Origin of the sequence: Paenibacillus sp. FSL L8-0494 (genome assembly GCF_038003695.1) — a bacterium.
GTDB lineage: Bacteria > Bacillota > Bacilli > Paenibacillales > Paenibacillaceae > Paenibacillus_AQ > Paenibacillus_AQ odorifer.
The window spans coordinates 4,881,194-4,897,906 of sequence record NZ_JBBOPQ010000001.1 but is presented as its reverse complement, the minus strand read 5'-3'; the positions used below and the strand labels follow the sequence as shown (position 1 = coordinate 4,897,906).

Annotated in this window: 11 protein-coding genes; 10 read left to right on the top strand and 1 reads right to left on the bottom strand. The window is 42.9% G+C overall.

Annotation, left to right across the window (positions count from 1 at the left end; all coding sequences use genetic code 11):
* Positions 1-151: 151 nt before the first annotated feature.
* From NYE35_RS22255 to NYE35_RS22220, 8 genes are all read left to right on the top strand, one after another.
* Positions 152-625, top strand: coding sequence for a hypothetical protein (locus NYE35_RS22255; protein ID WP_076278393.1), 474 nt, complete (start codon positions 152-154; stop codon positions 623-625).
* Between the two features lie 322 nt (positions 626-947).
* Positions 948-1,724, top strand: coding sequence for an RNA ligase family protein (locus NYE35_RS22250; protein WP_341122064.1), 777 nt, complete (start codon positions 948-950; stop codon positions 1,722-1,724).
* A gap of 408 nt (positions 1,725-2,132) precedes the next feature.
* Positions 2,133-2,909, top strand: a complete 777-nt coding sequence (locus NYE35_RS22245; RefSeq protein WP_076129471.1) for an ABC transporter ATP-binding protein — start codon at positions 2,133-2,135, stop codon at positions 2,907-2,909.
* Between the two features lie 42 nt (positions 2,910-2,951).
* On the top strand, positions 2,952-3,962 hold the full coding sequence (locus NYE35_RS22240) for an aliphatic sulfonate ABC transporter substrate-binding protein (protein WP_340397013.1): 1,011 nt from the start codon (positions 2,952-2,954) through the stop codon (positions 3,960-3,962).
* Positions 3,963-3,999: 37 nt separating this feature from the next.
* A complete protein-coding gene (locus tag NYE35_RS22235; protein WP_076129473.1) occupies positions 4,000-4,851 on the top strand; it encodes an ABC transporter permease in 852 nt (283 codons plus the stop codon).
* The gene (locus NYE35_RS22230) at positions 4,848-5,660 is read left to right on the top strand and encodes an ABC transporter permease (RefSeq protein WP_076129474.1); all 813 of its coding nucleotides are present in this window, start codon (positions 4,848-4,850) and stop codon (positions 5,658-5,660) included. Before NYE35_RS22235 ends, NYE35_RS22230 begins: the two co-directional genes overlap by 4 nt.
* Positions 5,661-5,691: 31 nt before the next feature.
* Positions 5,692-7,050 (top strand): LLM class flavin-dependent oxidoreductase, encoded by a 1,359-nt coding sequence (locus NYE35_RS22225; protein WP_341122063.1) that lies wholly within the window; start codon positions 5,692-5,694, stop codon positions 7,048-7,050.
* A gap of 258 nt (positions 7,051-7,308) precedes the next feature.
* Entirely contained in the window at positions 7,309-7,599 is a 291-nt protein-coding gene (locus tag NYE35_RS22220) for a MazG nucleotide pyrophosphohydrolase domain-containing protein (RefSeq protein ID WP_036676004.1), read from the top strand.
* A 78-nt stretch (positions 7,600-7,677) separates the two neighbouring features.
* Here NYE35_RS22220 and NYE35_RS22215 read toward each other — a convergent pair whose 3' ends face one another.
* Positions 7,678-8,427, bottom strand: coding sequence for an SDR family NAD(P)-dependent oxidoreductase (locus tag NYE35_RS22215; protein WP_341122061.1), 750 nt, complete (start codon positions 8,425-8,427; stop codon positions 7,678-7,680).
* Positions 8,428-8,591: 164 nt separating this feature from the next.
* On the opposite strand from NYE35_RS22215, the gene NYE35_RS22210 reads away from it, so the two are divergent.
* Together NYE35_RS22210 and NYE35_RS22205 are read left to right on the top strand one after the other, a co-directional pair.
* Positions 8,592-9,509, top strand: coding sequence for a LysR family transcriptional regulator (locus tag NYE35_RS22210; protein ID WP_341122059.1), 918 nt, complete (start codon positions 8,592-8,594; stop codon positions 9,507-9,509).
* 117 nt (positions 9,510-9,626) lie between these two features.
* Positions 9,627-16,124, top strand: a complete 6,498-nt coding sequence (locus NYE35_RS22205) for a phosphodiester glycosidase family protein (RefSeq protein ID WP_341122058.1) — start codon at positions 9,627-9,629, stop codon at positions 16,122-16,124.
* The last annotated feature ends 589 nt before the right edge of the window (positions 16,125-16,713 follow it).

Genomic DNA, 16,713 nt, shown 5'->3' with positions numbered 1-16,713 from the left:
TAGAAGATAAGCATATTCCATTTAATGTTATAGTGGAGTTAGTAGGGTAAATCCTTTGTTATTTTAGATACGTACATGCTTGAATTTATTAAGGAGAATCATAGCTACAGATGTAAATAATCTAAGTGTAATATTTAATTATGGAGGGAATATGAAATTTTATTTGAGATATGTAATACTATCTTTTTGTGTATTCTTCTTTTTGTCAGGATGTAGCTGGAATGCAATCAATGAAAAAGAATTAGATCAATTTATCGAAAGTGAAAATTTGGATTATGTATCTATACAAAAGCTAAACGACGAGGAATATTACATTTTTAGCTTGCCCTATATTTATATTTATCGTAGTGCTTCTGACTATACTAAATCTACGGCTATGATACGAGATGAGATAGCTATGGGTGGTTTAGAGAAAGGTTCAATTGGCCTTGTAATTAATAATACGCCAGTTTTAAAAGATGCTAAAACATTTTCAGTGGTGATTGACAGTAAGACTCGTGAGTATGAATATACAGGTGGAAAATATCTAATTATAAAAGATAGTAGGATTTGGAATCCGACTGCTCAATTAAAAATTATTTTCTCAAATGATAAAAACGAAACAATATTTGAATCAGATTATTAAAGAAGATTTATTGGTGTTTACTACTATTTACATATTCTTATTTTGCTGATTTTCTATTACATGAGTATCACTTGAAAATACATATAAGAACCTTCTTTGCGTATAACCTTCATGCGTACTCAACAAAGTAATTACGTAGATTATGATGATACTTATCTTCAAAGTTAAATTGGTAAACAAATAAGGAGAACTCTTTATGACAATCCCATCAGGAATAACACGTGAACACGTAATCAGTGGTAAAATATTCCTTGGCTATCTTTGTTTATGTTTATAAGAACAAGAGTCATATAAAGTGAATTTGAAAGTGGGAGAATAGTTTATGGATTTAAAGAAAATTAATTCTTTAACAAAGTACCCAAGCATTCTTACATATCATCAATTAGGTGAACGAGGTCGGTTAAATGATGTTTTAACGGAGTCAAGAGGCTTCGCAGAATTAGACGATGTTTTTGTTTACGAAAAAGTAGATGGTGAAAATTCAAGGATCATTTTATTAAAAAATGATGATAACGAAGTTGATTATCTAATTGGTTCCAGAGAAGAATTGTTATATGCAAAAGGAGATAGAATCGGTAATCCTTATGGGAACATTGCGGAATTTCTTAAGCCGTTAGCAGAAAAAGTAATTGCAGATATCCTTCCTGAGGGTGACTGGGCATTAACCGTAATTTATCAGGAATCTTATGGAGGGAAAACTAAAGCATCCAAGAACTATTCTGACAGAAAAACTCAAGGGTATCGTGTATTTGATGTGTTCTCCTTGAATAAGGATGAATTATATAGACTTCTTGAGTTATCGCAGGAGAAAATTGCGATGTGGCGTGATCACGGAAATCAACCATTTTATGATGAAATTGAGAAGAAGAGATTTATTGAAAGTATTGATTTGCAGTCTGCACCACTTCTTGAAACCATAAAGGGTTCCGAGTTTCCAACTTCTCTTGAGAGTACATATTCTTATTTAAAAAGATTCGAAAACACGCAAGTAGGCATCGACGCATCAGGCAAATCAGAAGGAATCATTGTTAGAACAACGGATCGTAAACAAATTAGAAAAATACGGTTTGAAGATTATGAAAGAACGTTTAGAAAGTAATAGTTGGAATTATTATCAATGCTGATATTTTCAGAATTTAGCATAAGGTTCCTTAAGAGATGGCGGTTGTGAACAGCCCTCAAAATACTGCTTATTCATTGGTCCAAAACCAATAAATATGCGGTATTTTTTTGTGCCAGTTTTGAACTCCAATTAGATAAATCCCTATCGACTATAACTAATACCATGTCCTTGCCATTTGCAAAACCTCCCCACTTCACAAAACATACACCCATTTGGAAAATAATGTTTGACATGTGAGGAATGTCACTGATAAGATGATGTAAATTAAACCTAGTTGAATAATCGGATAAGGTTCTTTAGAAGCTCTCATTATTTTTTTGCTCTTAATACCTATTAAATACATAAGTATAGTTTAGTTTAAATTTATCGGAAAGGGTGAATGGTGTGTCGGAGGAAACACTGGTTATCGAACATTTGAATAAAGTATTCGCCGCACCTGCAGGTGATGTTATCGCATTAAGCAATATTCAGCTGAAGGTGAAAAAAGGCGAGTTGATTACGATTATAGGTCCCAGCGGCTGCGGAAAAAGTACCTTGCTAAAAATTGTGGCAGGATTGGATACGAGCTATAGCGGCACGGTTCTACTGAATGGCAAACAGATCGACGGACCAAGTATTGAGAAGGGATTTATTTTTCAAGAACCAAGACTTTTTCCGTGGTTGACGGTGGAGCATAATATTGCAGCAAATTTATCGCTTAAAAATCCAGAGGTTCGCAAAAAAGTAGATGAATTGATTGAACTTGTACGATTAAAGGGTTTTGAGAAATCCTATCCACGTGAGCTGTCAGGCGGGATGGCCCAACGAGTATCTATTGCTAGGGCGTTGCTCCGTAATCCGGATGTATTATTGCTCGATGAACCTTTTGGCGCACTAGACGCTTTTACTAGATCACATCTGCAAGAGGTACTTCTTGATATTTGGCAGAGCAATAAGACGACTATGTTATTTGTGACTCATGATCTGGATGAAGCTGTATTCCTGGGTGAGCGGGTAGTCATTATGAATCCCCGACCTGGGCATATTCGCAATATTCTTCCCATCGATTTACCGTTTCCGCGAAAAAGATCCAGTACTTCTTTCCAAGAATTACGTCGACTGGTGCTGAGTGAGTTTGAGAAGGTTGAAGAACCGGCAATCGATGTTGGTGCTGGTATCTAGATAAAGAGAGTCCATTTTTTATAAAAAGGGGAGAAATGATCCATGAAATTATTTCGTAATTCACTACTTGTTATGCTTGTTTTGACTGTATTTGCAACGGGTTGTGCATCGAATGAAAAGAGTGCGGGAAAGAACGACGCCAACAAATATGAAGGTGTGACCATTAAGATTGGCGTGCAGGGCAGCGGGGGGATGTTTGGTAAAGCCCGTGAGGAAAAATGGTATGAGCAAGAATTTGATAAGCTGGGCGTAAAAGTAGAATGGACGGAATTTCAAAGTGGACCCCCAATGACAGAGGCGATCGCTTCTAATAAGTTGGACATAGCGACTCTTGGTAACATGCCGGTGATCGCAGCCCAAGCTGCGGGCATTCCTATTAAGATTATCTCACAAGTATTAGAAGGTACGAATAACGTTGCTCTTCTTGTACCTGGTAGTAGTACTGCTCAGAAACTGGAGGATCTGAAAGGCAAGAAGATAGCTGTTACAAAAGGCAGCAATGCTTACAACTTCCTTTATCGCGGTATTGAGGAATCAGGTCTTAAAGAAGCAGATTTTGAGATTATCCAGCTACAGCCTGATGAAGCACAACCTGCATTTGAAACCGGTGGCGTTGATGCATGGGCTACATGGGATCCGTATATTACTCTTAACGCATTGACCGGTAAAGGGAAGGTTTTGACGGATGGTGAGCAATTGGGTGTCTTATCTCCTTCTTTTGTGATCTCCCGTTCAGCGTTCGCAGAGAAATATCCAGAACTAGTTACGCTTTATTTAAAAGTAACCAACAAAGCTATAGCTTGGGAGACAGATAATCGCGCTGAAGCGACTGAAAGATATGCAGCTGAGCGGAACATTCCGGCAGCGGTAATCGAAGGTACGTTTGAACGTTCCCAGATGATCAACATTCCAATTAGCGATGCTGTTGTTGAAGAATTGCAGAAGACAGCCGATTTTCAATTTAATATTAAGAACATCCGTAAAGAGATTGAAGTTTCTAAAATAACAGACAATCAATATATTGAAGCAGCACTGAAGGAACCTTTGAAGTAACGGATGAAACCACAGATGTAGAAAAGAGGTTGTTTACATGCAATTCAGTGCTGAAAAAGCTGTGATCTCGCCACTAATTCATAAGAAGAATCCAGTAAAGAAGCGCGGACTTTCCATCCAAACGACGAATGTATTGCTTGGACTTATCTTACCAATTGCTTTACTCCTGATTTGGGAGATAGCCGGAGCGATGGGAAAGTTAAATCCTATATTGCTGCCAAGGCCAAGTGAAATATGGCGGGAACTGGTTAGCTTGACCGCGTCCGGTGAGCTGGCGAAACATTTAGGCATATCTGCTTGGCGGGCACTGCTTGGTTTCTTAATTGGGGGAGGGCTTGGCTTAGCGGCTGGTTTGTGGGTAGGCTTTTCATACAAAACAGAACGTTTGCTGGATCCGTCGCTGCAAATGCTGCGCACGCTACCCCATTTAGCAATCGCTCCACTATTTATTTTGTGGTTCGGATTCGGTGAAACCTCAAAAATATTGTTGATTGCCAAAGGTTCATTTTTCCCATTATACGTGAACACATTTCTAGGGATCCGTTCGGTGGACAACAAGTTGTTTGATGTTGGGAGAGTACTGCAATTCAGTAAATGGCAGATGGTGAGTAAGTTAATTATTCCAGCCTCACTGCCCAACATCTTTTTAGGTATCCGTTTGTCTGTGGGCATAGCTTGGCTTGGACTTGTCGTAGCGGAGATGATGGGCTCTAGCTCAGGTGTTGGCTATCTAATCAATGACGCGCGATCGTTTTCTTTGACCACAGTGGTATTTGTTGGGATCATCGTGTTTGCTGTAGTAGGTAAACTGTCAGATTCATTAGTGAAGCTGTTGGAATCGAGATTGCTAAGATGGCAGGACAGTTATAGAGGAGATAAAGGATCATGAGCAATCACCTATCCAGTAATAAAATAGAGCGTCACGACGATGGTTTAAGCTGGATTCCAAAAAAACTGCATGGTTGGATTGTACCTCTAGCTCTAGTGGTGATTTGGGAAGTGGCAGCTGCGCTCCATCTAGTCTCTGCGACGACATTGCCTGCTCCATCTACGATTATTGCGCAGTTCTTTTCTTTAATAGCTAGCGGTGAGCTGTTTCGACATCTGGGGATTAGCGCCTATCGGGCAGGGCTTGGCTTTTTATTGGGATCTGCTACTGGACTGCTGCTTGGCTTATCTACAGGACTTGGGAAGTTGGTAGAGCGTACACTGGATCCATCTTTACAGATGCTTCGAACGATTCCATTACTTGCCCTTATTCCGTTATTCATTTTGTGGTTTGGTGTAGGTGAATTTTCTAAAATACTAATGATTTCATTAGGTGCTTTTTTTCCAGTTTATCTGAACACTTTCCTAGGAATTCGTAATGTTGATATCAAGCTTGTTGAAGTATCCCGTATTTTCCAATATACAAGATGGCAGCTGCTTAGCAAAATGATTATTCCGGCTGCAATGCCTAATATTCTACTTGGTATTCGCTTATCACTTGGTGCATCGTGGCTTGTACTCGTCGTAGCGGAGATGATGGGAACAAGTGCGGGGATAGGCTATATGATTCAGGATGCCAGAGCTTATTCGCAAACAGATATAGTATTCGTTGGAATTTCAATCTTTGCAGTGATAGGAAAACTTTCGGATTCCGCAATTCGATTGCTGGAGAGAAGATGGCTGCATTGGCGTGATACATTCAAAGGTTAACGAACTCTAGAATTCGAAAGGCAGGGTCATTATGGGAACCAGAAAAGATCAGCTACATTTAGGTGCATTTATTTATTATTCAGGACATCATCATTATGGCTGGCGTCATCCGGAATCGGGAGCGGATAAGATCTTCAATTATAAATTTTATCGCGAATTGGCAAAAACCGCCGAGCGTGGGAAGTTCGATATGATGTTTTTGGCGGATTTGTTGTATGTGATGGGTGCAGATCAAGCAGCTTCGGGTATGCTGGACCCATTGACGCTGTTGTCAGCCCTTTCGACAGAAACAGAAAAACTCGGATTAACGGCTACCGTATCGACCACGTATAACGAACCTTATAATGTGGCTCGCAAATTTGCTTCTTTAGATCATATTAGTGAAGGCCGAGCGGGTTGGAATATTGTTACCTCCCAGCTTGATGTGGAAGCTTATAACTATGGGAAGCCGGAGCATCCAGAGCACGGACTTCGGTATAAAATGGCACATGAATTTGTTGAGGTGGCAACGCTTCTCTGGGACAGCTGGGAGGATGACTCTTTAATCGTCAACCGCGAAGAGGGACAATTTGCTGACGCGAAGAAGATCAAAGAAGTGGAATACAAAGGGGAGTGGTATTCTACAAAAGGAACCCTCAATGTTCCTCGCTCACCTCAAGGGTATCCTGTACTTATTCAAGCCGGATCTTCTGGTCCAGGACAAGATTTTGCAGCTAGTTTTGGAGAGGTGATCTTTACGGCACAGCAGTCGCTTGAAGCGGCTAAGGCCTTCTATGAAAGCGTCAATTCCAAATTAGCAGATTATGGCCGTGAACGTGGTAGCTTAAAAATTATGCCGGGCTTATCTCCGATCATTGGAGCGACCGAAGAGGAAGCCCAAAGTAAATATAAAGAACTGCAGGAGTTGATTCCTCCTGCCGCTGTTGTTGGTATGTTGTCTGGCATGTTGAGGTTTGACCTGTCCGAATACCCAGTAGATGGACAGCTGCCTGAGATTCCTGATCCAGTAGAAGCATCAAATGGAATGAAAAGCCGGGTTCAGCTGATTATGGATATGGCTCGTAAGGACAAATTATCGATATTAGAATTAGGCCGCCGTTTGCTTGGTGCACGCGGACATATGCAGTTTGTTGGAACCTATGAACAATTGGCAGATTTAATGCAATTGTGGTTCGAAGAGTACGGCTGCGATGGATTTAATATTATGCCACCAGTACTGCCGGGCAACTTGGATGAATTCGTGGATCATGTTGTGCCCATCTTGCAAGCACGCGGCTTGTTCCGTACTGAGTATACGGGGAGTACCCTTCGTGAACATCTAGGATTGGAGCGTCCAGGTATCCGTCATTTTCAGAATCGTAGAGTGGCTGAAGTAGGGGCTGGTAAATAAGGTGATCATCGGAGTGGCTTTATTCAGATTGTAACGAGTTGGCTATTGAGGTATCACTATAGTGAGCAAAATGCAAAGAAGCGATTCTTCGATAAATGAGGAATCGCTTCTTTTTTATCGCATTGTGAGAGCGTTCTTGTCTAATAAACAGCAAAGTCTTGGAGAGTTTGTATTCTTAGATCAAAAGGATGATAATTGGTAAATACGCAGGAATAATTACTTTACATAACTTTATACCAAAAAGCGAGGCGTAAGGAAATGAATGCAGCAGAGTTTCAACAGTATGTTAAGGAGTTCAGTGAAATCAAAGGGTTTGATACCAGCACCATTGAGCAGAGAATGCTGTACTTAATGACTGAGGTTGGGGAGTTGTCCAAAGAGGTTTTGTCGGTATCTTTTCATCCAGATGCAGAGCGGAAAGAAAACTTGGGATACGAGATGTACGATGTGGTGTGGAATATTTTTGATCTGGCCAATAAACTTGGTATTGATCTGGAGCAGGCGTTTAAACGTAAGCTGGAGATTAATGAACAGAGGACTTGGGAGTAGGGTGTATCTATTGAATACTTTTAAAAAAATCCAAGGACCTCCCTCGAGGGAAGCCTTGGATTTTTTTCACCCTAAACTTTATTTAAATGAAGCATAACCTTCATCAGCCATTACAACACTACCGTTAATTGCACTAGCTTCTGGTAAGGAGAGCAAGTATACAGTGTCTGCAACTTGTTCAGGTAATGTTAGTTTGTTACCCATTACTTTGCTCTTCATTTGGTCAACCATTCCTTGATCTTTATATCCTTGGATAATTGGCGTATCTACAGCGCCTGGAGCAACGGCAAGCACGCGGATGCCATGAACCGAAAGTTCAAGTGCTGCGGATTTAGTCATCATAATGACCGCACCTTTGGAAGCGTGATATGCGAATGTACCTGGGGAAGCTAGGAATCCAAATACAGAAGCTGTATTGATGATCACACCTTTGATGCCGAGCTCACGCATTTTTTTACCAGCAGCGATAATCCCATGGGCTACACCATGCTGATTGACATTAATGACACTGTGATAATCCTTAAGGTCTTGGTCTAGTACAGGAGTGACGCGGCCGATTCCGGCATTGTTGAACATAACGTCAATTCTTCCATAAGTATCTACAGTTTTTTGAACCAGCGCTTCGACATCTTCATATTTGGAAACATCTGTTTTGACGAAAATTGCTTCGCCACCCTCTTTAATAATTTGTGCTACCGTTTCTTCACCTAATTGTTGATTGAAATCGGCAACGACAACTTGATCACCTTTACTTGCAAATTTAATGGCGGTTTGTTTCCCGATTCCACTGGCTCCACCTGTTATTACGGTTACTCTTTTGTCTGTCATTTGAGTTTCCTCCTCAAGAAATATAGTTATACTAGAAATGAAAGTTGATATAGTAAAAATGGTTACTTACTAACTTATTTACATTGTAACACTTGTCTAAATTAATTAAAATTTAAGTAAATTTAATAGTTATTAAGTAAAGATTAACTTAAGGGGTGATTCAAATGAATTTGGAGCAATGCGAGAATATTGTAGAAGTCGCAAAGATTGGTTCTTTAACCAAAGCAGCTCAGAATCGTCATATCACTCTATCCGCAATGAGTCAGTCCATTACCATGCTGGAGGCTGAGCTGGGAGTTACTTTGTTCATCCGTTCGCGCGGGCAAAAGGCGGTTCCCACAGCAGAAGGAAATGCCATTATTAGCAAAGCAAATGAAGTCCTGATGAAAGTAAATGAATTAAAAGAAGAAGCACAGATTTACAGCGATACGTTAAGTGGTCATTTGAAAATTGCTACGATACCTGGACCCATGCATCTGATGGTGAAGGTAATCTCCAGTTTTAAGGCAGATTTTCCAAATGTGAAAATAGAGATTTTTGAAAAAGGACCCAAAGAAATTCTGGATAATGTACTTCAGGATGAAATGGACATTGGACTTATGGTCTCACCGGAGGGAATGCCTGACACATATAAGGGGGTTAAGTTTGAAAGGTTAATGGAAGGAAAGATTGTAGTGGGTGTACATCCACACTCACCGCTAGCCCTGAATTCAATCCTTACACCGGATCAGTTAGTGGGGCAGACGTTGGTTTTATACGATGATCCTTACATTAAGGACTATGTAGAGCGATATTTATCTGGCTATGGGCCGATCAATTTGCTTTTTGTAAGTAACAACACACGGGCGATTGAGAATGCAGTTGCAGAAGGACTGGCCATCACAATTGGTCTGGATTATTCGTTTCTTAAAATATCAGAGATTACTTCTGCCTTCATGAAAACCATCGAGTTACGATCACCAGATACCCGTGCGAAATATTCAGGAGCTATTGTCTCTGCTTCAAAACAGACCTCCCAGACCGCCCGAAGATTTATCAACAGGCTAAAGCATGAATTTGATGAAATGATTAGACGAAGTTAACAGTATGCCTTGGTAAATTTAATCTAACCTTTACGCTTCCTAGTTAATATTAACCCTATGATGTTGTCCAAGCTCAGATCGATATTAGGACAGCCAAGTGGGGAGGATGTCAACACAGTGAGAAGGTATCTAAGGCAAATTAATGTTGTTGTTATCTTTGTTTTGTTGATTTCGTTGTTACAACCGGGGGCAATTGTTCGCGCTTCCATCTCTGATTTACCAGCAACAGACTACGGAACCGTTATTGATGTTCGCCAAACAGAGCTTGCACCTGGGGCGATGTATACCTGGATGGATCTCCAGAATGAACGTGGTTTACAAAAGATACATGCAGTGGAGTTCAACCCGCAACAAGGAAATTTGGAGCTGCGGGCAGGTACGAAGGATGGAAAGGTATACGGTATGAAGGGCATTACAGAAATGGCCACGTATGCGGATTCACCTGGAAACCGAGTGATCGCAGGGATCAATGGTGATTTCTATGAAATCTCCGGTTTTGCTACGGGTGTTCCTAATGGGTTATTTATGGATGAGGGTGTAATCCTGAACAGTTCGATTTCAGCTTTTACTTTCGGTTTAAAAGAAGATGGCAGCTCGATTTATGGGGTGCCGAAGCTGACCAAAAACGTAACGATTAATGGAAAAACAACCAATCTGACCAGCATCAACCGTTATCGAAATACGAATGAGCTGGTTCTTTATACGGAAGATTATAATACAACTACAAAGTCAACCAATGAGGGTGACGAGGTTGTTCTAGATATTGTCGAGGGAGAAGTGAAAAGCGGCCAGACCTTGAAGCTGAAGGTATCTGAAATCCGCAACAATCAAGGCAATACGCCGCTTTCCCAAGGAAAAGTGGTTTTATCTGCCCAGGGTACGTCCCGTGCTGTTCTGCAAGGGTTATCTGTTGGCGATAACGTTACTGCCAGCTTTGCGCTCAGCGGAGAATGGAATGATGTGAAGGTAGCTATTGGCGGCGAGGGGCCGCTGGTAAAAGACGGAGTAGTTCAACAAGGTGTAGGGCCTTTAGGCATTCATCCGCGGACAGCCATTGGGACAAAAGCGGATGGAAGTCTCGTTTTATTCGAAGTGGATGGAAGATCGCCAGGTTTTAGTGAGGGCGTAGATACCGATGAGCTTGGCAACATTCTGAAGGATATGGGCGTAGTGAACGCCATGAATCTGGATGGTGGCGGTTCTTCTACTTTTGTGGCCAGAATGCCGGGTACATCTGGTGTCCGAATGATGAATCAGGGCTCAGATGGTTACGAGCGTAAAACCGGTAACGGTTTATTGCTTGTCAATACAGCCCCTGAGCAACCTTCGGCTTCTAAGCTGGTTGTGCAGCCGAATACGGAACGTATTTTGCAGGGCTCCAGCTTTATATTCAAAGCGGCAGGAGTGGACGAGAACGGCCATCCGGCGCCTTATTCGGGTACGCTGAATTGGCAGGTGGACACTAACCTTGGTACTGTCGATGCGAACGGAGTCTTCACCGGAGGAATCACTGCCGGCACAGGAACTGTAATTGTAGAGGCTGGGGCAGTCAAAGGCAGTGCTGAAATTGAGGTTGTAGATAAGCTTACAGAGCTTAGGTTTCCTGATGAGATCAAAACTTATTCTTCAGGTGCTGCTGCACAATTAACTGTGAAGGCGCTACGTAATGGACAAGTGATTCAAACTGACAACCCTAGCTTCGAATGGCGGGTTGAGGGCGAGATCGGAACCGTGGACGAGAAGGGTCTGTTTCAGGCGACGAGTGAGAACGGGAAAAACGGAAAGATTTATGCTAAATACAGGGACGTTGAGACCTCTTTTGAAGTAAATGTGGGGTTACCGCCTGTAATGCTGGAGGATTTTGAGAATGGCATTGATAAATATATAGCCTCTAGTGCAGCAGCTAACAGCGTGGCGATTCAGGAAGTGTCGGATCTGGATTTTGTCCGCAACGGGGACAAAGCCTTGAAGCTGGAATATGATTTTGTTAATAAAACAGGCACATCCGGTGCTTATTTAGCCGCAAGCTCAACCGCCAATCGGATTCAGATTCCGGGGTATCCTGAGAAGATCAGTATGTGGATCTACGGAGATGGCAAAAAGCACTGGCTGCGGGGACAGATTCGGGATGGCAATAATGCGGCAGTGCCTGTGGATTTTACTGATCAGGTAAATGGTGTGAACTGGACGGGGTGGAAATACGTCGAAGTATCCGTTCCTAAGGGGAAAACCACCCCGTTAACGATGGATATGCCTGTCCGCTATATGGAGACAAGCAATCTTAACAAGAGTGCGGGAGCTATTTACGTTGATGATATCCGTGCCATTTATGGCCCGCTAGAGGAGGACAGAACACCTCCTATTCTTAAAGATGCATATCCCGGCGTGAACGAAATTGTCAAAACAGCTACACCGACCCTTTCCGTCAATGGTGAGGATGATGGTTATGATCCAGTAGTGCATCCGGGAACGACCTTAATCGATCCTGACAAAACACGAGTATATGTGGACGATCAATTAGTGGAGCATGGCTTTTATCCTCCAAAAGGTCAGATCACTTATAAACCAAAGGTTCCACTGACAGAAGGCCGTCATAAAGTAAAAGTTGCCATCCGCGATTTGAGCGGTAACCAGACGATAAAAGAATGGTATTTTACAGTAAATTTGGGCTCTCCGTTCTATGTGTACAAAACACCAGAAGTAGTATATGCCGGCAACACCTACACTTTGGACGTAACGGCAGAGAAAGCGAGCAAGCTGAAGGAAGGAAATCTTACGTTTGCTTTTAATCCGGCTGCAGTTAAAGATTTGCAGGTAATTCGGGGGAATAAGTTATCAGAAACACAAGTGGAGTCCATCATTGATCCGGCATTGGGCACTGTGCGTCTTAACTTAACGAATATCAATTCATCCAATCTGGGAGATACGGATCTCATCGGGCAAATTCAATATACAGTTCGAAATGATTTTGTGGGTCCCTACACTCAGGAGCAGTTGGCTGGAGATATTAGCAAAGCTTTTGTAATTGAAAATACATCCGGATCGGTAACTTCTACAGAGGGTACTGGAGTTCCTATTTCTTTTATTGGAGCAGCTGTTGAATCTGTTGTGAAGACACAGTTGATGCTCACTTGGAACCATTATGATCTTGCGAAGGGCTTTGATGCATCTTTTGCGGTAAAAGATCTGAATGGAAGTGTCGTTGAAGGAGCAAAGCTGCTGTTCGATGGAGTGGAGGTACAAGGTGTTGCTTCAGGGGCAAGTGGAACACTAACTACTGACTTTGTCACTTCAGCAGAAGGAACTTTTAAATTGCAGGCGGTAAAAGGAAATACCTATAGTCCTGTAATGACGTTCAAGGTTGCTCCATATGACGCTACTGCAGCTCCGCGTAATGTTAATGTTACGATGGGCCAAGATGCAGCAACTTCTCGCCAGTTCACTTGGCAGACAGAACCGTTGACCATGGATACTGTAGTAGAACTTGTGAAAAAAGCGGAGTTTACAAGCTTTCAAGCTGCGAATGTAATAAAAATTACCGGTAGCAGTTCAATTTACAACACCAACAATGACGGAACGATGCGAGTTCATAAAGCGGAGGCCACTGCGCTTACCCCCGGAACGGAATATGTATATTGTGTGGGTGATGGCGAGTCAAATGTAAGTGAGCAAGGAGCTTTTGTTACAAGTGGTGGTGAGGACACTTCTACAAAATTCCTGTTTATCGGAGATTCCCAAGCAGATTCTAAGGCTGGTTTTGGTCTTTGGGGAGATACGATTGAAGCGGCTTACGCGTATATGCCGGATGCGGAAATGCTGGTACATGCTGGAGATATGGTGGATAAGGGCTTTGAACAAGAGCAGTGGAACTGGTGGTTTGATGCAGCTCAAAAGCAGCTGATGAATACCACACTTGTTCCGATTATCGGGAACCATGAAGTGATGGGAACCAATGGAGATGGGGATTATCTGGCGCAATTCAATAACCCGCAAAACGGTGCGGCGAGCGTAAAAGGTACGAATTATTCTTTTGATATTAAGGATACGCACTTTGTGGTTATGAATACAGAGCATGCAGGTAGTCCGTTCACTGAACAGGCCGAGTGGTTGGATCAGGATCTTTCCGCTACAGATAAAAAGTGGAAGGTGATTTTTTTCCATCAAGGACCGTACGGCAGCATCTATTCGAATGAGCAGGTACAAGCGAAGTGGGTTCCGGTCTTTGATAAGCACAACGTAGATTTGGTGATGAACGGTCATGATCATATCTATTTGCGAACTTTTCCAATGAAGGAGGGTAAACAGGTTGCAGAAGACGAAGGCACTCGGTATGTTATCGGCGGTTCCTCGGGTCCTAAGTTCTATGCGCTGACACCACGTTTTTGGCAGGAAAAAATATATGACGAAGATGAGCAAATCTATACGGCTGTTGAGATTGAGAAGAACGAGATTACGGTTACCGCAAGAACAGTAGACGGGGTTGAGATTGACCGTTTAGTGATCGGCAAATTGGTTCCGGAATCCATTACGCTGGATCAAACTGCTGTAGAGCTTGAGCCTGGGGCTAGCCTGCAATTGCAAGCTAAGGTGGGGCCGGAAGAGGCTAATCATCTGACAAAGCTTTGGTCCATCGTTCCTGATCCGGCAGAATCAGTTGTTACTGTAAATGAAAATGGCTTGGTTACTGCATTGAAGCCAGGGACAGCTAAGATAAGAGTCACAGTGGCAGGTTACCCGAATATTTTTGCCGAAAGTACGATAACTGTAGATGCGCTGCAAGCAATTAAGCTTCAGGGAAAGAGACAGCTTAAACCGGAAGAAGTCGACCAATCTGTAACAGAAGCTGTCTACGCATCTGGAAAACGTACCGCAATATTAGATGGACTTCATTATTCCAGCTCGAATGAGCATATTGCTACGATCAATGAACAGGGTTTAGTTCAGGCTCATCAGAAAGGCTCCACTGTGATTTCAGTAACCTATAGGGAGTTCGCCTCGGAGTATAACCTTATAGTAACAAATGATGAAGCACCTATTCTTACAGAAATAACAATGGATGGGCCGGATTCGCTGGAACAAGGAAGTAAAGGCTCCGTTGTTGTTCAGGCGGTATACAGTGACGGCAGCAAGCAAGAATTGTTCGAGGAAGTAATCTTTGATACATCTGATCATTCCATTGCAATGATTAGTGAGGCTGGAGAACTTCATGCTCTGAGTGCTGGTACAACAAAAGTCAGCGCTGTTTATAACGGTTTGAGCACTGAATATATTCTGATAGTGACTGAGGGCTCGCCGGGTACGACACCAAGCCCAGAGCCGACACCAACACCAACACCAACACCGATACCAACACCAACACCGATACCAACACCAACACCAACACCGACACCAACACCAAGTCCAGAGCCAACATCAACGCCGGGTGCTAGGGTGCCGGGACCTGCGGTGACACCAACGCCAACCGCTACACCAACTCCGTCGGCATCAGCACAAACGGGCGTAGTCACCATAACGGCTTCTCAACTGTCAGAGAGCAAGAATGCTCAAGGTGAAGTTGTGGTTTCTGTTAATGGGGCGATTACGGAATTACTTTTGCCAGGCAATGCAGCAGAGCTGCTTGGACACGCACCGCTTAGAGTGGTTATGCAGGATTTATCCGTTACGATTCCTGCTACAGTACTGGCAGAACTAAGTAAGCTAATCTCAGCTGAGGCTCTTGCCAAGAGTACGATTTCGCTACGGCTGAAACCTGTAGCTGATAATACAGCAGTGGATCTGTTGGCTCGTGCAAGTGCACTTGCGGGTGCACAATTGCGGGCGAAAAGTGATCTGCGGGAATGGTCGCTTAGCATATTCACACAAAATGATCAGTCCTTCTCGTTAAGACAGTTTGCAGAGCCGATTATGATTTCATATAAGGTCGGTGCAGATGTAGATCGAAGCTTATTCGGTATTTATTTTATCGAAGACGTGGGTAAATTAGAGTATATGAGCAGTACATGGACGAATGGTTATCTATCTGCTGCCGTCAGTCATTTTAGTAAATACATTGTTTTAGAAGTTGATAAAACATTCAAAGATTTGAAGTCCGATCACTGGGCTTACCTTGCTGTGAAGCAGCTTGCGGCAAAACAATTTGTACAAGGTGTTGCTGCGGACCAATTTGATCCGAACCGTGCGGTTACACGGGCGGAGTTCACAGCGATGTTAGTTCGTGCGCTTGGCTTGAAAGGTCAAGCGGAACCTGCTTTCGCTGATGTACCTGCAGATAAATGGTATGCAGAAGCAGTAGGGTTAGCCAAACAAGCTGGAGTGATTAACGGCCAGACTGCTTCACAGTTTGAACCGGAGGCGAAAATCTCCCGCCAGGAGATGGCTGCAATGCTGGCTCGTGCATATGCTTACGCGAAGAGTAATGTATCTGTAGCTAGCCGTAACATTTCGGCATTCAACGATATTGGTTATGCTCCACAGTGGGCTCAAGAGGCAATCAGCGAAGTGTACAGACTTGGTTTGATGCAAGGACGGGCTGAAGGACAATTTGCACCGAACCAAAACGGAACACGTGCTGAAAGTGCACAGATGATCCTCAACCTGCTGAGTGTTATGGAGTAATGATTGTGGCCAGTCTCAGGTTGATGGGGACTGGCTGTTTTTTTGATAATTCGATTAGGTGGATATGTGCAGGGTACGCACGTATGTACACAGAGGGGGAAAGCGAATTAAAAGTAAAAACAGGTGGTGAGACACAAAGGATTGGAGAAGGGAAAATGGAGAACGGAAAGTTAAGGCACGCTCGCTGAGGCAGGCTAAAGTACGCTTGCTGAGGTACGCTAAAGCTAAAGTACGCTCGCTGAGGTGTGCTAAAGCTAAAGTACGCCAACAGCGATGCACACTTGGTAAGTTCGGCTCGGACGAGCTACTTTTATCAAGAAAGTTTGTTTTAACAGATAGCCTCGATGGTTTGGGATCGTAACGGACTGTATTGCCGCTATTTTAACTTTTTGGTCCATTTTTCCAAATTTTCGGACTCCATAGCTCTTATTGTCATACTTTTGCCCGGAATCGTAATATATTTTAATGAATAGCTGCATCTGAGTCCGATAGATGAGCAGAATGGCTGAAATCAGCTTAATAAGGTCTCCTCGGTCCGATGAGGTAGAATTGAGTGAGCTAGGTGAGTTAGTTGAGTCAGGTGAGCCAA

What these genes read in the sequence shown, in the direction of transcription:
- NYE35_RS22255 (WP_076278393.1), top strand. Translation starts at nt 152, where the DNA reads ATGAAATTTTATTTGAGATATGTAATACTATCTTTTTGTGTATTCTTC.
- NYE35_RS22250 (WP_341122064.1), top strand. Translation starts at nt 948, where the DNA reads ATGGATTTAAAGAAAATTAATTCTTTAACAAAGTACCCAAGCATTCTT.
- NYE35_RS22240 (WP_340397013.1), top strand. Translation starts at nt 2,952, where the DNA reads ATGAAATTATTTCGTAATTCACTACTTGTTATGCTTGTTTTGACTGTA.
- NYE35_RS22235 (WP_076129473.1), top strand. Translation starts at nt 4,000, where the DNA reads ATGCAATTCAGTGCTGAAAAAGCTGTGATCTCGCCACTAATTCATAAG.
- NYE35_RS22230 (WP_076129474.1), top strand. Translation starts at nt 4,848, where the DNA reads ATGAGCAATCACCTATCCAGTAATAAAATAGAGCGTCACGACGATGGT.
- NYE35_RS22225 (WP_341122063.1), top strand. Translation starts at nt 5,692, where the DNA reads ATGGGAACCAGAAAAGATCAGCTACATTTAGGTGCATTTATTTATTAT.
- NYE35_RS22220 (WP_036676004.1), top strand. Translation starts at nt 7,309, where the DNA reads ATGAATGCAGCAGAGTTTCAACAGTATGTTAAGGAGTTCAGTGAAATC.
- NYE35_RS22215 (WP_341122061.1), bottom strand. Translation starts at nt 8,427, where the DNA reads ATGACAGACAAAAGAGTAACCGTAATAACAGGTGGAGCCAGTGGAATC.
- NYE35_RS22210 (WP_341122059.1), top strand. Translation starts at nt 8,592, where the DNA reads ATGAATTTGGAGCAATGCGAGAATATTGTAGAAGTCGCAAAGATTGGT.